17 protein-coding genes are annotated in these 22,899 nt (G+C 65.1%); 8 read left to right on the top strand and 9 right to left on the bottom strand.

Annotated elements, in window-relative coordinates; all coding sequences use genetic code 11:
• The first annotated feature begins 43 nt into the window (after nucleotides 1-43).
• Complete coding sequence (locus RN01_RS03690; protein WP_008640966.1) at nucleotides 44-244, top strand: heavy-metal-associated domain-containing protein; 201 nt, start codon at nucleotides 44-46, stop codon at nucleotides 242-244.
• 64 nt (nucleotides 245-308) lie between these two features.
• On the opposite strand, the gene RN01_RS03685 is transcribed toward RN01_RS03690, so the two are convergent.
• The 7 genes from RN01_RS03685 to RN01_RS03655 form a co-directional block, all read right to left on the bottom strand.
• Entirely contained in the window at nucleotides 309-1,034 is a 726-nt protein-coding gene (locus RN01_RS03685; protein WP_008640969.1) for an OmpW family protein, read from the bottom strand.
• Between the two features lie 288 nt (nucleotides 1,035-1,322).
• Nucleotides 1,323-2,291, bottom strand: a complete 969-nt coding sequence (locus RN01_RS03680; protein WP_017511489.1) for a delta(1)-pyrroline-2-carboxylate reductase family protein — start codon at nucleotides 2,289-2,291, stop codon at nucleotides 1,323-1,325.
• Nucleotides 2,292-2,375: 84 nt separating this feature from the next.
• A complete protein-coding gene (locus tag RN01_RS03675) occupies nucleotides 2,376-3,374 on the bottom strand; it encodes an aldo/keto reductase (protein WP_017511490.1) in 999 nt (332 codons plus the stop codon).
• 60 nt (nucleotides 3,375-3,434) lie between these two features.
• Nucleotides 3,435-5,642, bottom strand: a complete 2,208-nt coding sequence (gene pbpC, locus RN01_RS03670) for a penicillin-binding protein 1C (protein ID WP_017511491.1) — start codon at nucleotides 5,640-5,642, stop codon at nucleotides 3,435-3,437.
• Between the two features lie 16 nt (nucleotides 5,643-5,658).
• Complete coding sequence (locus tag RN01_RS03665) at nucleotides 5,659-6,360, bottom strand: lysoplasmalogenase (protein ID WP_008640976.1); 702 nt, start codon at nucleotides 6,358-6,360, stop codon at nucleotides 5,659-5,661.
• The gene (locus RN01_RS03660; protein WP_017511492.1) at nucleotides 6,357-12,335 is read right to left on the bottom strand and encodes an alpha-2-macroglobulin; all 5,979 of its coding nucleotides are present in this window, start codon (nucleotides 12,333-12,335) and stop codon (nucleotides 6,357-6,359) included. Before RN01_RS03660 ends, RN01_RS03665 begins: the two co-directional genes overlap by 4 nt.
• A 93-nt stretch (nucleotides 12,336-12,428) precedes the next feature.
• A complete protein-coding gene (locus tag RN01_RS03655; RefSeq protein ID WP_011517951.1) occupies nucleotides 12,429-12,908 on the bottom strand; it encodes an Lrp/AsnC family transcriptional regulator in 480 nt (159 codons plus the stop codon).
• A gap of 138 nt (nucleotides 12,909-13,046) precedes the next feature.
• Between RN01_RS03655 and phhA the strand changes: the two genes are divergently transcribed.
• From phhA to RN01_RS03635, 4 genes are all read left to right on the top strand, one after another.
• Nucleotides 13,047-13,979 (top strand): phenylalanine 4-monooxygenase, encoded by a 933-nt coding sequence (gene phhA / locus RN01_RS03650; protein ID WP_017511493.1) that lies wholly within the window; start codon nucleotides 13,047-13,049, stop codon nucleotides 13,977-13,979.
• Nucleotides 13,980-14,091: 112 nt separating this feature from the next.
• Nucleotides 14,092-14,391, top strand: coding sequence for a 4a-hydroxytetrahydrobiopterin dehydratase (locus RN01_RS03645; protein WP_017514891.1), 300 nt, complete (start codon nucleotides 14,092-14,094; stop codon nucleotides 14,389-14,391).
• Nucleotides 14,392-14,491: 100 nt separating this feature from the next.
• Nucleotides 14,492-15,196, top strand: coding sequence for a response regulator transcription factor (locus tag RN01_RS03640; RefSeq protein ID WP_008640981.1), 705 nt, complete (start codon nucleotides 14,492-14,494; stop codon nucleotides 15,194-15,196).
• A gap of 34 nt (nucleotides 15,197-15,230) precedes the next feature.
• Nucleotides 15,231-16,913 carry a sensor histidine kinase gene (locus RN01_RS03635; RefSeq protein ID WP_017514890.1) on the top strand — a complete coding sequence of 561 codons (1,683 nt, stop codon included), beginning with the start codon at nucleotides 15,231-15,233 and terminating at the stop codon, nucleotides 16,911-16,913.
• A gap of 33 nt (nucleotides 16,914-16,946) precedes the next feature.
• On the opposite strand, the gene RN01_RS03630 is transcribed toward RN01_RS03635, so the two are convergent.
• Nucleotides 16,947-17,459 (bottom strand): SET domain-containing protein, encoded by a 513-nt coding sequence (locus RN01_RS03630; RefSeq protein WP_008640983.1) that lies wholly within the window; start codon nucleotides 17,457-17,459, stop codon nucleotides 16,947-16,949.
• A gap of 833 nt (nucleotides 17,460-18,292) precedes the next feature.
• Between RN01_RS03630 and RN01_RS03625 the strand changes: the two genes are divergently transcribed.
• The 3 genes from RN01_RS03625 (at nucleotide 18,293) to RN01_RS03615 (ending at nucleotide 20,850) form a co-directional block, all read left to right on the top strand.
• Entirely contained in the window at nucleotides 18,293-18,571 is a 279-nt protein-coding gene (locus RN01_RS03625; RefSeq protein WP_008640984.1) for an HU family DNA-binding protein, read from the top strand.
• 238 nt (nucleotides 18,572-18,809) lie between these two features.
• Nucleotides 18,810-19,790: a DUF2272 domain-containing protein gene (locus RN01_RS03620; protein WP_024569227.1), complete on the top strand. Its 981-nt coding sequence runs from the start codon at nucleotides 18,810-18,812 to the stop codon at nucleotides 19,788-19,790.
• A gap of 307 nt (nucleotides 19,791-20,097) precedes the next feature.
• On the top strand, nucleotides 20,098-20,850 hold the full coding sequence (locus RN01_RS03615) for an MIP/aquaporin family protein (RefSeq protein ID WP_017514116.1): 753 nt from the start codon (nucleotides 20,098-20,100) through the stop codon (nucleotides 20,848-20,850).
• Here the strand turns inward: RN01_RS03615 and RN01_RS03610 are convergent.
• The gene (locus tag RN01_RS03610; protein WP_024569229.1) at nucleotides 20,834-22,564 is read right to left on the bottom strand and encodes a carbohydrate porin; all 1,731 of its coding nucleotides are present in this window, start codon (nucleotides 22,562-22,564) and stop codon (nucleotides 20,834-20,836) included. The two genes, RN01_RS03615 and RN01_RS03610, sit on opposite strands and share 17 nt — an antisense overlap.
• Nucleotides 22,565-22,899 lie beyond the last annotated feature (335 nt).

The raw sequence follows: 22,899 nt of genomic DNA, 5'->3' as shown, positions 1-22,899 counted from the left end.
GAGATTCATTGCTCACCGATCCAACCCAACAGGAGTCATCACCATGATCCAGTTCCAAGTCGAAGGCATGTCCTGCAACCACTGTGTCGGTTCCATCACCCGCGCCGTGCAGGCCGTGGACCCGGCTGCTCGCGTATCGGCCGATGTGCCAACCCAATCGGTCAAGGTCGAGTCGGCTGCGGACCGCCAGGCGCTGCAGCAGGCCATCGAAGGCGCCGGATACCCGGTCAAGTCGGCAAGCTGATCGTCGCCGCCAAACAAGAAAGGGCACCCGAGGGTGCCCTTTTTCACGTCCGCGCCGGAAAGGCTCAGAAGCGGTAGCCGACGTTCAGGTACGTCACAACCGGATCGATCTTGATCTTCGTGTGCGACTGGACCTGCGCGCCGTTGGCCAGCGTCGTCGTGAAATTGGCCGTGGTGGTGACCGGCACGTACGACACCGAGAAGCCGACGAACCAGTTGTCGGTCACGGCGTAGCTGGCGCCGACGTTGAACACCGGGTTCCACGACGACTTGGCGCTTGCGGTCATATGCGAACCCGGACCGAATTCACCTTGCACGAACGACTGGTTGGTCACGGATTCGCCCGTGAACCAGGTGTAGTTCACACCAAGACCGACGTACGGGCGGAACTTGGTCTTGGCGTCGAAGAAGTGCCACTTGGCCACGATGGCCGGGCTCCACTGGCGCACTTCGCCCAGCTTGCCGTACTTCTCGTAGCCGCGGTCGCCGCTCACGTTGTGCTTCGGCGGCACGCCGAGCACGAATTCCGCCGAGATATTGTCGGTAAAGAAGTGGGCGAAGGTCAGGCCGAGCGTATCGGCCGAATCGATCGTCGCGCCCGTGTTCGGCTTCTGCGCACCGACCGGGAAGCCACCAATCGAATCAATGGTCAGAAATTCCGAGTGGCCCGTCGGCATGATTCGCATCCAGCCAAAACTGACCATATTGCTGCCTGCCGATTGAGCCTGTGCAACACCAGCCAGTGCCATGGCGGCGCCTGCCACCAGCATCTTCTTATAGATCGTCTTCATTGTTCCTCTTACTCCGTCCTTTGGTTACAACGCACTGCTAGGGGCGCATTATCCTGCGCGCCGGGCCCCGACTGTTTCAAACCGGTTACCCAACGGTAGAAGATTTGCCCTAAAGACAGGGTTAACCCAAAGTCTGAGTAGGAATTTTCGGGTTTTTGCCTACGCACCGACGCTTCCGCGCAACGGTTCTGTTTCAAGCATGAAAGACCATTTCGGAAAAATGGCCCTTCTGGCGTCAGCTGACCGTGCTCAAACACCCGTTCGGGTATTGTGCGAAGGCATTTTGTGTCACTTTTTGCTGGCCAGCACGCATGCTGCGAGATCCCAGAGCGCGTAGCCCACGCTCTTGAACACGAGAGGACTCCCGGTCCGCGCACGCAATGCGTCAGCCTCCAGGATCGCTGTCTCGAACGGCTGCACGGTCTGCCAGTCGATACCGGCCTGCAGCAGGTCTCCCGCTTCATCCTCGATACCGAAAAGCGTGTCCGCCAGCAGACGTCCACTGGCCGCCGCCGCATGGCAAAGCCGCGGAGGCAGTTCGCACATTTCCGGTCGGAATGCGCCCACTGCTGCGATGAAATGGCGGTCGGTCCACAGGCCGCTGTCGAGATCGGGCAGGACCGGCGTGCGGCTCGATGTCACCGTCACCACCATCGACACACGCGGCAGCACCTCCGCCACATCCTCGATCACCGTGGCCGAGACGCCGAGGCGCCCGGCGTGCTCGGCCAGCGCCTCGGCCTTGTCTCGCGTGCGCGAATGCAGCCAGACCTTGCGAACGGGCAAGCCAGCCACGAACGCCTCGAGATGCGTCTGCGCCTGCACGCCTGCGCCGACGATCAGAAGCTCGCCATCCGACACCGGCGCGAACGACTGGGCCGCGAGCAGCGACACGGCAGCTGTGCGGCGGCCCGTGACGGTCGGGCCATCGAGCAATGCGATCCGTTCACCAGTGTGTGCGTTGGCGACGACCACCTCGCCGAGGATATTGGGCAGCCCGCGCTGCGGGTTGTCGGGATGCACCGTGATGTTCTTGGTCATCACGATGTCGCGGTTGCGTGCCGGCATGACCAGCAGCGTGCCATGCCCGCGCTCCGCGTCACCGACCGGCAGCGCGATACGCGGTGGCGCCATGGCGGTCCCGTCGCGTAGCTCGGCCAGCATGGCCGCGATGGCTTGGGCGAGTTCCGGATAAGGCAGGCGTGCCGCCGTGGCGGCGGCATCCAGGGGGACGAACGAAGCGGCGGGAGCGGTCATCGGCAACAAGGCGGTTTGGCAAACGAGACCGCCATTGTCGCCGAGAGTCGCCGGAAGTACGCCGCGCCGATGACTCGGTTCCGCTCAGCGCGACAGGAACTGCATCATCGCTGCCGCATAGCGCGTATCCGCCGCTGCGCCCAGCGGGAAGATCGCGTCGATGCGGGCCAGATCCTGCGCGCTCAACGTCACGCCGAGCGCGCCCAGGTTGTCGTCGAGATTGGCCACGCGCCGCGTGCCGGGAATCGGCACCACGTGTTCACCGCGCGTCAGCACCCAGGCCAGCGCCAGTTGCGCCGGCGAGCATCCCTTCTCGCTCGCCAACGCTCGCACGGCATCGACCAGTTGCAGGTTGCGCGCGAAGTTCTCGCCCATGAAGCGCGGATTGGTACGTCGATAGTCGTCCGCTTCGAAATCGTCGGGCGTGCGGATCGCGCCGGTCAGGAACCCACGGCCCAGCGGGCTATACGGCACGAAGCCGATGCCAAGCCGCTCGCAGGTAGCCATGATGCCGTTCTCGTCGACGTCACGCGTCCAGAGCGAATACTCGGTCTGCAGCGCCGTGACCGGATGCACCGCGTGCGCCCGCTCGATTGTCTCGACACCGGCTTCAGAAAGGCCGATCCACCGCACCTTGCCCGCCTTGACCAGTTCGGCCATTGCGCCAACGGTGTCCTCGATCGGCGTATCGGGATCGATGCGGTGCTGGTAGTACAGATCGATATGGTCGACACCGAGCCGCTTCAAACTCGCATCGCAGGCGGCGCGCACATATTCGGGACGACCATTGACGCCGCGCGCCGTCGGATTCGACGGATCGCGCACGATGCCGAACTTGGTCGCCAGCACCACCTTGTCGCGCCGGCCACCGGCAAGCGCGCGCCCCACGAGTTGCTCGTTCGTGTGTGGACCATAGATGTCGGCGGTGTCGAGCAGATTCACGCCGTGGTCGAGCGCATGGTGAATCGTGCGGATGGATTCGGCATCGTCATGCGCGCCATAGAACTCGCTCATGCCCATGCAGCCCAGACCGATGGGAAATACCTCGGGGCCGTTACGGCCCAGCTTGCGTGGTGTGGTCATCTGGAAGCTCCTCAGGATAGGTACTTCAGCGAACCCCGCGATGATACGCGCGTCGTGCGGCTATTGCCGGACCGGCCCCGCAGGCGTCTTCCGTGGCGCCGCCGTCTCACGAACGCCCGCGCCGCGCACCTCGATGCCGATCTCGTGCACGACCTTCCCCGCCGCATCGACCAGTTGCACGCGATGCCGGCCCGGCCATGGCAACCAGGCAACCTGCCCGCCCTTACCGAGCGGCTTGCCGTCCATGCGCCAGCTCACCGCGCGCGCGGTCTGACCCGTCAGCCCATCGGCATGAAACCAGATCCGCTGCGCGGCCGGAGGAATATCGGGATCGAGCGCGAAGATCGTGCCGTCGGCCGGGCTGGCGATAGCCGGCATCGTGTTGCCCTGCTCCGTCGTGCCCACACTGACGCGCCGCATCGCGGTGCCGCTCAGGAATACCTCCTGCCGTGCTGGCTCGAGTTCGTCATCGAACGTCAATGCCACACGCTCAACGCCTGATGGCATCGCCGGCGCGCGGCTCGGCGTGCGCTGATGCAGCGCTTCCATGACCTCATGCCATACGGGCGCTGCGCCAGACACTCCCGACACGTCGTGCATGCTCGCGCCGCTGGCATTGCCGACCCACACGCCCACTGTGTAGCGCTCCGACCAGCCGACGCACCAGTTGTCGCGCATGTCCTTGCTCGTGCCGGTTTTCACGGCCGTCCAGAAACGCGTGGTCAGCGGACTGTCGAGCCCGAACGTGCGCGCCCGCGCGTGGCGATCAGACAGCACATCCCCGATCACGAACGTCGCCGCCGGCATCATCACGTTCTGCTTCGACGGTACGGCCGCATTCTGCGTCATCCGCGATGGCGCATACGCGCCTTGGTTGGCGAAGCTGCGATAGGCATTGGTCAGCGACAGCAGCGACACATCCGCACTGCCCAGCGCAAGGCTATAGCCGTAGTAGTCGCCTGATTGCGTCAGCGGCAGGCCGAGCGCCACCAGCCGTTGATGAAAGCGGTGCGGCGTCACCATCACCAGCGTGCGCACGGCCGGCACGTTCAGCGACGAACCCAGCGCGGCGCGCAGACTGACCCAGCCTGCGTAGCGATGGTCATAGTTCTGCGGAATATAGAGGCCACCGCCGGTAGGCAGATTCACGGGACGATCGTCAAGCAGCGAAGCCGCGGTCAGCCTGCGTTCCTCGATAGCCTGTTCATAGAGGAATGGCTTCAACGTCGAACCGGCCTGCCGCAGCGCCGCCGCGTGATCGACCTGTGACGCCGCGGACAGGATGCCTGAAGAGCCGACATAGGCCAGCACGTCGCCGCTGGCATTGTCGATCACCACCACGGCGCCGTCCTCGACATTGCGCCCCGCCAGCTCGCGCAGATGGCGATCGAGGCTGGTCACCGCCACGCGTTGCAGCCCGGCATCGAGGGTGGAGGTGATGCGCGGCGGCACCGGCTTGCCGGACTCTCGTGCCTGCGCGATAACGGCACGCGCCAGATGCGGCGCGAGATTGGCGTTGCGGGCCTGCGGGCCGGTCTGCGCACTGGCTGACTTCACCAGCACCAGCGCGGTGAAACCGTCGAGCCCCTCGCATTCGCGCGGCTGGCCCATGTCGCGCAGAATGCCGCACGCACGCTTGGACACCTGCGCGGCCGAGGCATTGGGCGCGCGCACGAGCGCGACGGCCACTGCCGACTCACGCGCGTCGAGCCCGCTCGGCACCTTGCCGAACAGCGTCTGCGACATCGCGGAGAGCCCCACCAGTTCGCCACGGAACGGCACCAGATTCAGGTATGCCTCGAGGATCTGGTCCTTGCTCCAGCCACGCTCAAGTGACGCCGCGCTGACCGCCTGCTCGACTTTCTGTCCGATGCTGCGACCACGGCCCGCGCGCAGATCCTCGTCGAGCAACCCGGCGAGCTGCATCGTCAGCGTCGAAGCGCCACGTGTGCGCGTGTTCCACAGATTGGCCCATGCGGCAGCCGCCACGCCCTGCCAGTCGACGCCGCTATGCACGTAGAAGCGCTTGTCCTCGGATAGCACGATGGCGGTGCGCAAGGCCGGCGACGTATCGGTCAGCGTCACCCAGTCGCCACGCCGCGCGCGGAAGTCGTCACGCACGCGGGCCACGGTTTCGCCGTGGCGATCCACCACCACGATATCGGCGCTGCGCCAGTTGGCGCGAACCTCTCGAAACGTGGGCACGGCCTGCGCGGCGCCCGCGAATAACAGCAGCGCCACAGCAACATGAATCCCACCACGCTTCATCACGAACCCCAACCTCTCACGCGTCCCGCTCGGCCACCACGCCCGCCACCAGCAGCACCTGTGCGATGGCGTAGGTCCACCAGATGCCGAGTTGGTACGTGTCGAACAACGACAGGAATTTCGCGATGCCGATCATCGCGTCCGACGCCACGAAAAACAGGGCGCCGATTGCCGCCAGCGCCGTCGGCAGCGATGCCAGCATCGTCGTGCAGGCCATCGCCGCCAGCACGCAGATGTAGACCGTGACCGGCCACATCAGATCGCCGAGATTCGGCCAGAAGCGCCCAAGCAATGCGCCCGCCGCGCCGATGATCAGACCACAGCCGATCAGCCGATGCGGCCGCAGGTCTCCCATCATCGGCACGAACAGGCGCAGATAGGCCAGGTGCGCCATCAGGAACGCCCCGAGCCCGCCGATGAACGAGATCTTCAGACCAGGCAGCGCCAGCAACAAATCTCCCAGCGCGGAGAAGAGCAGCGCGGTCACGAGCCAGCGCCGCTCTCCTAGCGGGCGATGGAACCACGCCGCGCGCGCGAGCATGACCGCCATCGCGGTTTTCCAGATCGGCTGATAGGCGATCTGGCCCGTCAACGGCGTGCCGGGAGGCAAGTACGCGGACACCTGGATCAGCATCACGCCGTATGTCACGCCGGCCAGCACGCCGGCAATCCACCATTCGCGCACGCGTGGGGGCATCCGCATGGCGATCCAGCTCACGGTTTGGCCCCCACCGTCATCTTGGCGTTCGGCGTCTCACCGAACACATCGGGCGCATACAGCGCTTCAACGCGCGTGGGTGGCAGCGTGAACTCACCGGCGTTGTTCAGGCGCACCGTGTACTCGACCGACAACGCCCCCTTCGGCACATAGCCGAAGTACTCGCGATAGACCGCAGGTGTGCGTTCCGTGAAGGCAGACCACGACTTCTTCTCGTCACGCGTTGCGATTTCCGAATCGCGGCCCAGGCCGCTGCCGAGAATCGTCGCGCCGGTTGGTACCGGATCGCTGACCACCACCCACGTCATGTCGGCCTGCGCGTCGATGTCGAGCTTCACCCGATACGTATCGCCACGCGACCACTTGCCTGCCACCGCCTGATCCACCGGCGTCACGGTACGGCGCACGCGATAGCCCGCCGACACCGGCTCGGTCAGCGGTACGGCCGCCAGCGCGCGCACAGTGGCCCACGGACGCCCCGAGCCCTGCTGTTCGACCTGCAGCGTGGCCGGTGCCGTCGATGTCTTGGCCGGCCACGGCAATTCGACCATGCCGCTGGCCACGCCATCCTTCTGCGTGGCCTTCGACCATTCGAACGTGCGTGAGGCATCGCCCAGCGCGACGCGCGCTGCGCCTGCCACCGGCGTCTTCTCGTACACCTGCGCATAGCGCTGGATCGCCAGCACGCCCCAGGCGTTGGCCGTGGTCGTCATCCACGCGCCGCGCGTCTGCCGGCCGAGCAGCCCCGTCACCAGTTCGGGCACATCGCCCTTCCAGTCCGGCAACTGTGTCGCCAGCGCAAGCAGCTTCGCGGCGTTCACATCGCCACCAGACATCAGCCACCACCAGTTGTCGGTGCGCTCGGTGGAGAACACCAGTCGCGTGCCCTGCACCGTCAGCCGGCTGCGCAGCAACTGCGTGGCTTCGGCCATGCGCTTGTCACGCTGCGGGATATCCTGCACGCGCGACAGGATGCCGAGCCAGTCGATCAGCGCCGACGTCGGCCACTGCTCGGGCAGGATCTGGATCGACCCGAGCATCCGCGCCTGCGCATGGCCGGTGCGCGACAACGCATCCAGCGCGGCAAGCTTGCGCACGTCGAGATCCATCGTCGCCGAAGACGGCGCCCAGCGCGGCGGCGTGATGCGGCCTTCGACAAAGGCAGTCAGTCCGCGCTCCATCTGATCGCGCAGCGCGTCCGGCACGCGCATCGGCAGGCCAGCACGCGCAGCCTCGTCGGAGATCGAGAGCAGATAGGCCGTCAGCACTTCGCTGCCGTAGCTTCCATCGCTACGCAGCGGGAAGTACGCGGCCAACCCGTTACTGTCCAGGTAAGACGGCAACTGCACCATCAATGCATCCCACGCGGTGGCATCGCCAAGGCCGAGCGCCTTCGACGAGCGTTGCTCGAGGCACGTGAACGGATAGTTGCGGAACCATTCGCGCACCCCGGGCATGCCGCCAGCCAGCGACGACTGCAACGACACCTGCATCCCGCCGCGCACCTGGCCCTTTGGATCCGCCAGCGCGCCAGCCGGCGCCTGCACTGGCATCGACGCGTTCGGCGTCAATTGCGCCAGCACTGCCTGCTGCACCGTCACCGGGATGGCAGGAACGATCTGTTGCGAGACCTTGAGCTTGTCGCTGGCGGTGCCGGTGCCCTTCTCGGTCGCGCCCACTTCCCAAAGGATCGACCCGCCGCGGCTGAACGCCAGCAGTGCCGGCGCGGTGATGTCCCAGCCGATTTCGCGCGCTTCACCGGCAGGAATCTGCACGGTCTGCGTGGGCAGCGTCTGCGCGTCGACCAGCGTCGCGCGCGCGGTCGCTTCCACGGTCATCGCACGCTGCGTGGTATTGCGCAGCGTGAACATCGCGCGGTACTTGTCATCCTCGCGCACCAGCAGCGGCAGGCCGGCGATCATCTGCAGGTCTTGCGTCGCTGCGATCGACGCGCTGCCGCTGCCAAAGCGGCCCGCGCCAAGATCGGCCACGGCGACGATGCGGAAGCTGGTCAGCGAATCGTTGAGCGGCACGTCGAGCGCGGCCTTGCCTTCCGCATCGAGCTGCACGCGCGGATTCCACAGCAACAGCGTGTCGAAAAGCTCGCGCGTCGGGCTCTTGCCGCCACCACCGCCCGCGGCCACGGCCTTGCGGCCATAGTGGCGGCGACCAATGATCTCCATCTGCGCCGTCGAGGTCTCCACCCCATAGCTGCGCCGCTGCAGCATCGCATCGAGCAGGTTCCAGCTTGTGTTCGGCATCAGTTCGAGCAGCGACTGATCGACCGCCGCCAGCGCGACCTCGCCATTCGCCGCCGGCTTGCCGTCGGGCAGCTTCACCTGCACCACCACATGCGCCTTGCCGCGCACCGGATACGTGGCCTTGTCAGGCGTGACGGTCACGTCGAGCCGGTGCGCTTCGTTGCCGACGCGGATCTCCGCCAGACCGAGCCGGAACGCCGGCTTCGACAGATCGACCAGCGGAGACGGCGCCACGTATTCCTTGCCCTCGCTGCGGAACGCGTGCCACCAGTCCAGCGGCTGACGCCATCCCCATGTGAAGAACGAGTACCAGGGCACTTCGCGCAGACGCCCGCGAATGCTGAGCACCGAGACATACACGTTCGGGCCCCACTCCGGCTTGACCTTGAGCTTGATGGTCGGATCGGTGCCGTTCAGCTCGACCACTTCGGTGTCCAGGATGCCTTCGCGCTCGATGGCGACCAGCGCCGTCGCGCGGCGGAACGGCATCCGTACCTGGAACACCGCGGTGTCGCCCGGCGCGTAGGCTTTCTTCTCCGGCAGCACGTCCATGCGGTCGTGGTTCTCGCCGCCGAACCAGAGTTCGCCCTGGCGCGTGACCCAGACGGTCGTCGCGGCCTGTGTCACGCGTCCATCGCCATCGCGCGCGTTGGCTACCAGTTCCACTTCACCCGCCTGCGACAACGCTACCTCGCAACGCGCGCGGCCCTGTGCGTCGGTACGCGTCTCGCACACCACGCCGAGGTCTTTCGTTTCGCTGCGGTTGTCGTAGCGATAGAAGCCACCCACCACGCGCTTGCGCGCCGACGTGGTGATCCGCGCGCTCGCCTTGACCTGTACCGGCGTATCGGCAACCGGCTTGCCCTGCGTGTCGAGCACCACGCCGTACACGGCCAGCTTCTGTGACACCGATACCCAGTTCGCGGCGCGAATGCCTGCCACCACCGCCGACGGCCACACCGGCACGGTCTGCCGCAGCGTCTGGATCTCTCCATTCGGATCGGCAAAACCCGCTTCGAGCACGAGGTCGCCCGGCACGTTCACCTTCGGCAGCTTCTTGATCGTGACCTTGCCATTGCCGTCCTTGTCGAGCGTCAACGGCAGCTTGTCGGCAACGAGCTTCTCCGCTTCGTCGCGCGAGCTCTCGCCTTCCTGGTCTTCCTCCTCGTCACCGCTGGCGCTCTGCTGCTGCGGTCGTGGCGGGTTGAACGAGAAATCGTCGTAGTCGGCAAAGTTCACGTACTTGTTGCGCATCAGCGCCGACACGCTCACCGGCAGCCCGGCTGCGCCACCACCGTTCGTGTAGTGGATCTCCACGCCAACCGGTACCTCGGCGGGCGCCACAAGGGCATTGCCCTTCGCCTTCGGATCCTTGGTCACCGACAGCGTGCCAGCCAGCACCGGCAGTCGGAACGCTTCCACGCGGAAGCTGCCGCTGCTCAGCGTGCGCCCATCGCCATAGACCAGCGCCACATCGTAGACGCCAAGCTTGGCCGCCTGAGGCACCTGGAAGGTGTTCTCGGCGCTGCGGCCACCCGTAGCCGTGTTGCGCCACGCCAGCGGCAGTTCATAGGTCTGGCCACTACCTTCGTGCGTGATGACCACCTTGTCCGGCATCGCGGCAGGCAGCGCGAATCCCTGCGCGGTCTCCGTGCGGATCAGGTGCTTCATCGACACCGTTTCGCCCACGCGCAGCAGTGTGCGATCGAAGATCGTATGCGCGCGCACGGTCTGGTTCGGGCTCAGGTCGGTCGGCACATTGAAGCGCCACGTTTCGATGCCACGATTCCAGTCGGACATCACGAACGCCATATCGGCCTTGCCGCGCGCTTGTGGATGGTCCGCCGCAATGCGCGCCGAGACGAAGTAGCCGTCCATGCCGTTCGCGCAATCCTTGTAGCGGCGATCGGGCAGCTTTGCGAAGCGGGCGACGCCGCTGGCATCGGTCGCGCCTTCGCCCAGCAACTCGCCATCGCAGCTACGCACGGCCACCTTCGCATTGGCCACGGGCTTGCCGTCATCCAGCGACGTGACCCACGCCAGACCGCTCATGTCGCCATCGGCCAGGCCACGCGCCAACTTGAAATGCACACCGAGGTTGGTCACCAGTACCGCCGTGCGCACATACATCGGCGCCTTCCGGCCAAGCAGTGCTTCGCCCAGCATCGGCGAAGCGATCTCAACCACATGGAAGCCAGGTTCCGGCAGCGGAATACCGACCACTTCGAACGGCCGAGGCGAGGTGTCGTTCGATTTCGGAATCGCCAGCGTCTTCGCGCCGGATACGCCTTCGAGCAACGATACCGAGCGGGTCTCGATAGATGGCGCGTTGCGCGGGCTGCGTGCTTCCGACGGCGATTTGCCCGCGCGGATCGCATCCAGCTCCTGACGCGTCCACGAGTTCTCGTGCATACGCTTGACCATGCCGAACCAGCGCAGGATCGCGCCATCGTCATCGACCTTGAGTCGTGCAACCGTGCCGGCTTCGGCCCGCGCCGACAGCGCCGGCAGATCAGCCTCGACGTTGCGCAGCGTGACTGGCAGCAGCGGCGGATAGTCAGCCGGCGACTTGCCGCGCGGCACATCGGCAAAACGTTCGACCACGCCAAACGGCGCGGCGGCGAACTTGGCCAGCGGCGGCAGCGCGGCGGTGGTCAGCTTGATGGGAAACAGGTCGGCATTGGACAGCGAGCGACCGCTCTCGTCCTTCAGATCCTTCGGCGCCTCGATAGTGAGGCTGGCCTTCTCCGGGAAGGGGCCGGGGAACGTGACCGACGACACCGGAGCGTCCCTGGCATCGTCGCTATCGAACTTCGGCGCACGCGGGCCGGACGGCGTCTTGAGCACGATGTGCTCGGCCAGCTTGCGCGGTACCGGTGCGGTGAAGGTGACGACCAGCGGCCGCAGCGGTGTGCATGGGGCTTCGGCACGCTCGCGCTCGCAGGTGAAGCCCGCGGCAAACGGTTCGCGTACCTGATAGTCGAAGCGGCGCGGCGCGGTAGTGGCCAGCCCGGACGGGGTGGAGATGCCGGCATCGAGCACGAGCTGCATGCGCGCGCCGGCGGGCAGGCGTTGCTGGCAGGCCAGCAGGTGCACGGCTTCGGGGTTTTGCTTGACGATGTCGTTCCAGCGCACCGCTTCGATGACGCCATCCCGCTCCTTGCCCGTCAGCAGCCTGACCGGGATCCGCTCGCCGAGGCCTTCAGCCTGGCACCACGCATGTTCACGGATCGATCCCGCCGTGGCCGCGCCGTTGAAGCGCAGCACGAACACCTGGTCTTCCTCGATCTGTCCACCCGACGGGCGCGCCGAGATCACGAATGGGCCGCCGGTCTCGAACCTGTATTCCGGTTTGCCGGCGTAGGTCTTGCCAGCCACGCTCTTGAGGCCTGCCGACATCCGCACCGAGCATCGCACGCCCGGGGGCAAGTCACGCTCGAAGTCGTAGACCCAGTTGGTAGCGTTGACCCATCGCCCGCTGCCGCCAACGCTGCCACCGGTACAGGACACAGCCGCTGGCGGTGCAGCCTTGAGATCGCCCATCGGCACCATCGCCTCGTCGAAGCGGATCGCCACCTGCCGTACCTGCGGGACCACCCCTTCGGGTGAAAAGCGCGTGATCTGCGCGGCCGACGCCATCGGCGCCCACAGCACTGCCCCCAGCACAAGACCTGCGGCGGCGGTTCCAACCGCCGTGACGATCTTCGACATCATCTTGCCCTTTCCGGATTTGCCACCGGGCGAGGGTGACATGCGCGGATGGCAAGCGCAAGCCTCTGCACATTTTGTTCAGATCGCGTGACCGTTTCAGCGCAAATGTGAAAGTGGCAGCGGTCCTTCGCGCTTGAGCGCGGTCAGCACAATGTTCGACCGGATACTCTCCACACCGGGTACGCGCATCAGGCGTTTCATCGTGAATTCGGCCAGCGTGGGCAGATCCGCCACCACCACGCGGATCAGGTAATCGGCTTCGCCCGCCACCGAGTAGCACTCCTGCACTTCCTCCAGCAGCAGGATTTCCTCGGCGAAGCGCTCGATGATCGTGTCGCCATGGTGCGCCAGCTTGACGCTGATGAAGACCAGCACCCCCAGGCCCAGGGCTTGTGGCGACAGGTTTACGCGATAGCCGGTAATCACGCCGTCGGCCTCGAGCCGCGCCAGACGCCGGCCGACCTGGCTCGGCGACAGGTGCACGCGCTCCGCCAGTTGCTGATGGGTGGATCTGCCATCGGCTTGCAGCGCCGCCAGCAAGGCCAGGTCGAAGGGGTCCAGGTCGGCGTGGTTCATGGCTCGCACTAATCCCGCATTGAATGTTAGATATGCGCAGATTATATGCATTCACAACCCGAATCTGGCCGATTTTGCGGCCTGAATGCAGCGTCCGATCGCTAGACTATGCAGAAATTCCGCATACAGGAGACATAGATGATCGCCACGGCCGCCCCGCAGGAAAGCGCCACCGCCTTTGCTGGCACGATGACCGCCAAGCTCAAGGAACAGTTCGACGAGGGTCTGCTATCGGGCCAGGAACTGCGCCCGGACTTCACCATCGCCCAGCCGGTGCACCGCTATACGGATACCGACCATGCGATCTGGCGCAAGCTGTACGACCGCCAGGCTTCGATGCTCCAGGGCCGCGTGTGCGACGAATTTCTCCAGGGACTGGCCACGTTGGGCATGGAACGCGACCGCGTGCCCGAATTCGACCAGCTCAACGAAACGCTGATGCGCGCCACCGGCTGGCAGGTCGTGGCCGTGCCGGGCCTGGTGCCGGACGAGGTGTTCTTCGACCACCTGGCCAACCGCCGCTTCCCGGCAAGCTGGTGGATGCGCAAGCCCGAGCAGCTTGATTACCTGCAGGAACCGGACTGCTTCCACGACGTGTTCGGCCACGTGCCGCTGCTGATCAACCCGATCTTCGCCGACTACATGGAGGCGTACGGCAAGGGCGGCCTCAAGGCGGCCAAGCTCGGCGCGCTCGACATGCTGGCGCGCCTGTACTGGTACACCGTGGAATTTGGGCTGATCCGCACGCCCGCGGGCCTGCGCATCTTCGGCGCCGGCATCCTGTCCAGCCAGGGCGAGTCGATCTACAGCCTGGATTCGGCCAGCCCGAACCGCATCGGCTTCGACCTGCACCGGATCATGCGCACGCGCTACCGCATCGACACGTTCCAGAAGACCTACTTCGTGATCGACAGCTTTGAACAGCTGTTCGACGCCACCCGCCCCGATTTCACCGCGCTGTACCCGGAACTGCGCACCCTGCCGACGCTGGGCGCCGGCGATATTGTCGAGGGCGATCGCGTGATCAACGTTGGCACCCGCGAAGGCTGGGCCGACAGCGACGACATCTGAGCGGCGCGCATCCCGCCAGCCGCTTTGTGAAACAATGCCGGCAAGCCCGGCCGCTCGCGGCCCGGGCGGGCCGGCCTTCGTCTTACCCTACTATTCAGATCGAGCCCCCATCATGACTCCTCTCTCCCAAGAGGCCCGCGCGAGCCTGCTCGCCGGCCTGCCTGGCTGGACCCCGGTCCAGGACCGTGACGCCATCCAGAAATCGTTCCGCTTCGCCGATTTCAACGCGGCGTTCGGTTTCATGACACGCGTCGCGCTGCAAGCCGACAAGGTCGACCACCACCCCGAGTGGTTCAACGTGTACAACCGCGTGGACATCACCCTGTCTACCCACGATGCCAACGGACTGACCCAGCGCGACATCGACCTGGCTACGTTCATCGAGAAAGCCGCCGCCGGTCTGGCGCGCTAACACGCCAGGGAAGGCGCTGTAGGGCAACTGAAAGGCAGACAACGGGGCGTCCCTGTACAATCAGCGGCATCCCTCCTACGAGTCTCGTTGTCTTGCTCCCATGCGTATCCTGCTGATCGAGGACGACCGTCAAATCGCCAGCGGCGTGGAGGCCGGTTTGTCCCGCGCCGGCCATCAGGTGCGCGTGGTGCACGACGGTGTCTACGCCACCGACCATCTGCTGCGCGAGCAGCACGATCTCGTCATCCTCGACCTGGGCCTCCCCGGCATCGACGGCATGACGCTGCTGGCCCGCTACCGCGCCCGTAACCGCACCACCCCCGTCATCATCCTGACCGCCCGGGATGAACTCGAGGACAAGCTTTCCGGCCTGAACGCCGGCGCCGACGACTATCTGGTCAAGCCCTTCGCGCTGCCCGAGCTGGAGGCACGCGTGCGTGTGCTGCTGCGCCGCAGCCAGCACGGCGAAGCCGCGCCGGAGCGCGATGTGCGCCTGGGCAGGCTCCGCCTGTCCGGCAACGACCGCCGCATGTTCGTCGATGGCCGCCCGCTGGAACTGTCACCCCGCGAATTCGCCGTGCTCGAACTGCTGCTGCAGCGGCAGGGCCGCGTGGTCAGCAAGGCACAATTGCAGGACCATCTGGCCACGTTCGCGCACCCGGCCGGTGAAGGCGGCGACACCGTGGGCGACACCGCCATCGAGGTCTACGTGCACCGCGTCCGCAAGAAGCTCGAAGATGGCGACGTCGAGATCGTCACCGTGCGCGGCTTCGGATACCTGCTCCAGATTCGTGCCGGCCACTGAGGGAAGCAGATTCCCCGGGATGCCCTGAATCGCCATGTGGCCGCGCTCGTCTTCCTCCTCGGCGCAAGCCGGTGACACGCCCGCAACGACCGCGACCGGCAAGCGCCTGCGCGGCGGCGGCAATCCCAAACCGACGTCGAACCCGAGCCTGCGCGTCCACCTGCTGCGCGCGCTGGCCACGCCGCTGTTCGCCCTCGTTCTGACCAGCGGTTCGCTGTCGTACTGGCTGGCGGCGCACTACACCACCCAGGTATTCGACCGCGCGCTGTATGGCGTGGCGAACAACATCGCCCAGCAGATCCGCATCGCCGGCCCACGCCTGGAGCAGGACATCCCGATGATCGCCCAGACCCTGGTGGAAGCCGAAGGCTCCGACCGGATCTACTGGCGCATCCACGGGCCCGACGGTCTGATCGGTGGGATGGATACCTGGCTCGGCTACGGCACGGGCCAGACCACGCTGCATGACGCCCGGCTGTTCTATGCCTGGTTCAGCGGTCGGCAGGTGCGCGCGGTACGGCTGCCGGTCAACCTGCCACCGCCCAGCCCCGATGAAGCGGGTACGGGCGGTGAGACCAGCACGATGCGCGGGCCGATCGTCATCGAAGTGGCCGAACTCCTCGACCGGCGGGAAACTGCTGCCAACGAGATCCTGCTGTCGGTGTCGGTGCCGCTGATCCTGCTGCTGTTGGTAGGTAGCCTGATCCTGTCGCACGTGCTCAAGGAAGAGCTCGTGCCGCTGCAGATCCTGACCGACAGGCTCAACCGCCAGACCGCGCGCTCGCTGGCGGCGCTGGACGAATCCCAGATGCCCGCCGAAGTCGAGCCGCTGATTCGCGCCCTGAACGCGTTGCTCTCCCGGCTGCGCGACGCGCTCGACGCCCAGCGCAAGTTCATCGCCGATGCCGCCCACCAGCTCCGTACCCCGCTGACCGCCGTCAAGCTCCATGCCGACCGCGCGGTTGATGCTGATTCGCTCGAAGTGGCCCGTCAGGCCCTGCGGGAGGTACAGACCGCCGCGGATCGCGCCGTGCGCCTGTCTAACCAGTTGCTGTCGCTGGCCCGAGCCGAACCGGGGTTGTCGCTCGAACGGCTAGGACCGGTCGAGCATTTCGATCTGGCCGAGATGGCCTTCGAGATCGGTGCCGAATGGGTGCCGCAGGCGCTGGCAAGGCGTGTGGATCTTGGATTCGAGGTGCTGCCTGGCCCCACCTTCACCGGTGGCGCGCCGGCCGTGGTGCGTGGCAACCGTCTGCTGATGCGCGAGGCGCTGTCTAACCTGATCGACAACGCGGTGAAGTATGTGCCTGCCGGCGGGCGGATCACGGTGCGCGCCGGCGGCGAGACCTTGGGTCATCGCGGCATGGCCGTGGTGATGATCGAAGACAACGGGCCCGGCATTCCTGCGACACGCCGCGAGGAAGTGTTCAAGCGCTTCTTCCGTGGCGATCACACGCCGGGCGCGCAGCCGGCCCAGGCCGCGCCGAGCGGCGCTGGCCTTGGGCTGGCCATCGTGCATGAAATCGTGACCCTGCACCAGGGCACGATCCGCATCGAGGATGTGCCGGCGCCTGCTGGCTCACGGGCGGCACTGTCAGTCGGATCCGAAAAGATCGACGAGGAGAGCGACGAGGCGACCGGCGAGCAACCGGGGCGCCCGCCGACCATGCGTTTCGTGATCCGGATTCCGTGCGAAGCCCCCGGCACCGCAGCCTGATGTGTCGCGCGGGGCCCTTGCGCCCCGATCGCCTTACTTCTTGTCCTTCGGCGCCAGCATCGTGCCACGGCACTTGGGGCTGCCGCAGCGGCACTCGTATTCCTGCTTGAGCTTCTTTGTGTAGCGCGCGTCGATCACCAGACCGTAGTCGTAGAACAGTTCCTCGCCCGGCTCGATATCGCGCAGCGCGTGGATGAACACGCGCCCCTTCTTCTCGCGCGCCTCGCAGTTCGGATCGCAGGCGTGATTGATCCAGCGCGCGCGGTTTCCGCCGAACTTGGCGTCGATCACGTCGCCGTCGTCAAGACTGAAATAGAAGGTGTGATTCGGGTCGTTCGGATCGTGCGGATGGCGCTTGAGCGCTTCCTTCCAGGAGATGTGCTCGCCCTTGTACTCGATCACGCGCTCACCCTCGGCGATCTGGCCGATCGCGTAAACGCCCTTGCCATGCACGCCCGACTGGCGCACCTCGATGCGATCACTGGCGGTCTTCTTCTTTCCCGCCTTCTTCTCTTTATCTTTGGTGTCCGTGCCCTTGTCCGACATGTGCTGATTCCCGTGGCGATGGCGGCCGGCCCAGTCCGGCGCGAACCGGATGATACCCGTGCTGCCCACTCAGGTATACGCACGACGGACGTATACCTCGCCGCCACCAATGTGGATAACCAAGGCTATTTCTGTGGATAAGCGCGCGCGTTTGGTGTGGGTTTACTGGGGCTGACATGGGGACGGCGCAGGAACAAGTCGACACGTATACGCGCACTGCCTCATGCGAATGGCTGAGTCATCCACGCCGCCCAGCCGTTCATCCCTGTGGTTTTGGTATACGTAAACGCTTGATTCACTTGACGTATACGCGGTTATCCACAGAAACGGGCGCCGTTTACCTACTACTACTATCTGTATACATGAAAAGAAGATGTAAACCATACGCATGAGAGGCGCCGTCGAGGCGTATACCTCCGGGCATCGCAACCCATCGACTCGAATCCGGAATTCAGAAGGCCGATCAAAAAACAGGCAGGGGTGCCCAGCAAGCGCCTGAGCCTCTACCCGCTCCGCTACGCCTCCCAGGCAACGTATACGCCCCAGGACGCGCTCACAGGGCCGTATACGTCCCTGACAGCCTCCAGGAGGGGCCAGGAGCCTCTGTGGCCGTATTCGCCGTATACGCGCTCACAGGGCTTCCAGAACGTCTCCAATCCCCGCCATCCCTTTGCTGACGCGGCCGTGCAAACGTAACCGGTAACAATCTTGTTTCCGGTGCACTTTGCCCGACACGGTATGATGTGGCCCGCGGCGTCTTTGCCAGAGCAGCTTCCAGGGTGAAGTCTCCGGGCTGGACGCTGGTGTTTTTTCAACTCGATACGGAGTGAAGCATGACGAAAACTGAACTGATCGACGCAATTGCAGCAGGCGTGGACGGTCTGACCAAGGCGAAGGCCGAGCAAGCCCTTAACGTGACCCTGGGCGCCATCATGGACGCCGTGGCCAAGGGTGAGACCCTGAGCCTGATCGGCTTCGGCACCTTCAGCAAGGGCGAACGTGGCGAGCGCATGGCGCGTAACCCGCGTACCGGTGAAGAGATCAAGGTGGAAGCTGCAAAGACCGTGAAGTTCAAGGCCGGTCAGAAGTTCAAGGACGCAGTCAACCAGTAATGCCTGCGGGCGTCTCCAGCCCGTATCGCATGACCCCGCCGTGCCGCCGCCAGACGCCAGAACTGGCGCAGGTGCGCGCCAGGCGGGGGACGTTATCCACAAAGGATTTCCCGCGACGCCGCGGGTAGAATCTCACAGTCGGCATCGCCACTTTCGTGATGGCCGAAAATCCCTGAAAAATGCCATCCAGCCTTGTCTGATCAAGGCATTGCGGGATGTCGCGACGCATGGACCCGACATGCTGCCCCGCTTGCTGCCGCGCAGATTTCCACAGCGTTATTCACAGCGCTTTCCACATAAGGCTCCACAGTCTTCTCCACAGGCGCTGGCGCAGAGACTGACGGCGGCAATTGCCCTCGCCGTGCTTTGCGGCTGTACCACGACGCCCCCGAAAACGGCTCGCCCGCAGGCCGTGCCGCTCCCCGACTATCAGCAGGTGACCACGCCGCCTGGCGCAACGCCGCGCGAGCGCATTGTCGATATCGCCATGCAGGAATGGCGCAAATGGGGGCAACAGGTGGTGCATATCGGGCGTGACGACAGCGCCTGCGTCACACAGAGTCCGCTGCCTGCTCCGGTGATTGCCGGACCTGAAAAGGCATCGGACGGCGGTGACGTCAGCAGCCAGGCGTCGGCGGATACCGAAAATGACGAGAACGGCCGGGAAGCGGACTGCGTGCGCTTTCCGGATGGCACCGGCATGGAAGCCACGCCCCGGGGCTGCCAGATGGCACAGGGGTACTGGGGCATCGTCGGTGAGGCGCCGAATTGCCGTCAGATCACCCAGGGCGCCTGGGCGTGGTCGGCCGTGTTCATTTCGTGGGTGATGCGCAAGGCGGGACTCGACAATGACCAGTTCCTGACCGGCCAGTCACATTCGATGTATGTAGTGGACGCACGCGACGGCATCCTGCCCCGTCCGGCCTTCCATATCGAGCCGATGCCGGCGGTACCGAGGCCGGGCGACGTCATTTGCGCCGCCCGCGGACGCGACAAGTACATCTCCAGCGCGGCGGAGATCGGTTTTGGCACCACGCCGATGCATTGCGACATCGTGGTCGAAGTGGATCCCGCCGCGCGCGTGGTCAAGGCGATTGGCGGCAACGTCCAGCAGTCGGTGTCGATGGACGTGATCGACATGAACGATGCTGGCCAGCTCGATGGCTTCACGAACTCACACATGCCGTGGCTGCTCCTGATGCGCAACAACCTGCAGTAGTGGTCTTCAATAATTCAGATGGATGGATGCCGATGAATTTAATCATCGATCATTCTTACCGAAGATAGTTATACGGCTAACACTTGCGATCCATTAGCCCGTATGGCTTTTGTTTATAAATGTGATGGATGTGTTTTGCTGTTGATTGCGTGATCTCATTTCTTATGGGAATAGTTTGAGGCCTGCGATTCAGGTCTGCCATTCGATACCGGCAGTTCGTTCACTACATCCCGGCGCGGCATTGACGGGGTTTGCTCCCGCGCGGAACACTGCGCGGTCGCAGTTCCCCCACGATTCAGCCCGCGCCATGCCAGACACCACCCCCACGATGCGTACCCCAACGACCGCGCGCCGGCTCGTTGCCGAAGGGCTGGGTACGGCCTTGCTGATTGCGATCGTAGTGGGCTCCGGCATTCGTGCCGAGCGGCTCGCCGCTGGAGATACCGCGCTCGCCCTGCTCTGCAACGCCCTGGCCACTGGTGCCGGGCTCGTAGCGCTGCTGGTGTCGCTTGGCCCCGTGTCAGGCGGTCATTTCAATCCGGTCGTCACGCTGTCGAACCTGATCCAGGGCAATCTGTCGCCGCGCGAAGCGCTTGGTTATGTGCTGGCACAGTTGTCCGGCGCGGTGTTCGGCGTGATGGCCGCGCACGCCATGTTCGGTCTGCCGCTGCTGGCCGCGGCCACGCAGGCGCGCACCGGTCCGCCCATGTGGTGGAGCGAATTCCTGGCGACGTTCGGGCTGATTGGTCTGGGTCTGGCCACCAGCCGCCATCGGCCGGGACTCGTGCCATTTGTCGTGGCGGGCTATATCACAGCGGGATACTGGTTCACATCGTCCACGTCATTCGCCAATCCTGCGCTGACCATTGCCTGCGCGCTGACCGATACCTTCACGGGTATTCGTGCGATTGATGCTCCGATGTTTATTCTGGCGCAGATATGTGGTGCCACGAATGCAGCGTTGCTGTTCCAGTGGCTCTGCCCTGCCCCCATGGCAGCGGCCTCAAACCCGCCAGCCCAACGCTGGCAAGGCCGCACGGAGCTTACCAGCGCCGATTGAGCTGAACGCCGAAGATCGAGCCGGATGTCTGGGATGCCCAGGCATCGGCTGGCGAGGCGAAGGTGATGCCATCCACATCATTGGCACGGCTGTAGGTATAGAACGCACGCAGGTTGGCGTTGCCGGCCGATTTGCCGAGCGTCAGTGTCGGCGCCACGGTGAACGCCGTGCGCTGACCGCCAACGCCAAACCCAGACGAGATCTGGTCGTGCGCGACCTCGAACGTCAGCCGGAACTGGTCGTTGGCAACGAACGCCGGCCGGACGCGCGTGGCGGCCCATTGCAGCGTGCCAATGCCGGAATGATCGAGCTGCAGGCTGGATTCCACCGAACCCGCCAGGCCCGAGCGGCTCTTCCATTCCACCGAATCGGACACGCGAACACGTGACAGATCGTTGCCCATGCCCGAATAGCCGGTCATGGCCACGCGCGACCCCTGTCCATACTGCACGCCAAGCCGGTTGGTGCCATAGAGCACGCCCTTCTGCTCGTGCATGGCCGATGCCCACCATGCGCCGCCCGAATTCTCGATTTCCTGCATGGCTTCCACGCGGGTGAAGCCTACCTGGACCGAACCCTTGTCATTGGTGCCGATCGGCGCCGATCGGACTGTGTGATAGCTGGGCAGCTTGGCGCCATTTAGTTCGTTACGTGCGGTGTATTGATAACTCAGTCCGAAATCGCCGACTTTGGCGTTGTCGACGCCGAAACGCATCGATGGCGAACTCGGCGGCAGCAGGCCCGACGACATCAGGAATGGATTGCTGTCGCGGCGGCCAGCCCAGACGCTGGCTTCCTGCAGCATGGGTGTTCCCGAGAGGCCGCTGACGGAGGTATAGAAGTTCTGCACCAGCGCGTAAGGGTCCACCGCCGCGGCATTGCCGTTGACCGATGTCGTATCGGTGCCCTTGGCCTGCGCGACGAGCTGGACCTGCGTGCCGCCTCCCATATCCATCAGAGACTCGCGAATCTTGACCTCACCCGAGCTGGTGCAGGCAAGCCCCCTGCCAAAGCCGGCCGAAGGCGTGCCACCGCCAGCGCAGGCGTGTTGCAGGCCTGACCGGTCTTCTACAGCCGCACGGCCGCTGTAGCCGAGTTGCCAGACGGAATCCCCGGCCAGATTGTCTGCCGGCAATTGCGAGCGCAGGACCGGCGGCACGTCGGAAGGGGTTTGCGCGGATGCGGGGTCGCCGGTCCCTTCGCCTTGTGGCGCGGCGGCCTGCGCGGGGAATTCTCCCAGGCGGCGCGGGAACAGCACGAGCGGCGGAGGTGGCGGCGGCGGCGGCGCCAGCGAGTCGGGCGGGCCGACGAAATCCGGATCGACGGCATTCGTCGCTTCGACGGGCTTCGCGCTATCAGGGGGCGTTGCTGCTTCCGGGGAAGTTGCCCCGTTAGCGGGCGGCGAGGCCTCGGGCGGACTGGCCGCCTCGGCGGGCTTGGTAGCCGCATCTGTCGGTGCAGACGACAGAATCAGGTCGCCAAGCGGATCGGCTGAGCCTGCTGGTGCGGCAACGGGTTCAGGAACCGCCGCCGCAGGCTCCAGGGACGCCATCACCGAGGCAGCGGGCGGCACCGGGCTCTCCGCGATGAACGGTGGCGGGCTGACGGAATTGCCGGTATGCGCGCACGCTCCCAGTCCCCACGCGGCCAGTACGGCGAACGTGAGGCGACGACGGGCAAGTAGACGATGGGGGCGCAAAGCAGATAGCAGCATGACAACGGCGAAACCGGCTTGGCACGAACACCGGAACAAGGGCTCAGGTTTTATCAGGTGAACTGTTGGACTACAAGGTGGGTTACAAAATCCGCCGAAATGCTCGACTTCCCACATTGCGAAAGGCAGCGGGCCGGTCCGGCCATGCCCTGAGCACCGTTTCCGAACATGCCTGTTATCCGTTGCAGAAGTGCGAATTCCTAGCGAAAACCCCCATTCTGATGGGGCTCCGTGCCCAAAACGCCACCGCTATAATCGACCGGCCTGTCTTTCCGACAACACATCCGGATTCCCGACAGTTCTGCATACATACATATCAATAACGAGGAGATGTC

The organism is Cupriavidus sp. SHE (assembly GCF_000812445.1).
Taxonomy (GTDB): domain Bacteria; phylum Pseudomonadota; class Gammaproteobacteria; order Burkholderiales; family Burkholderiaceae; genus Cupriavidus; species Cupriavidus metallidurans.
This window is presented reverse-complemented; position numbering and strand designations above follow the sequence as displayed.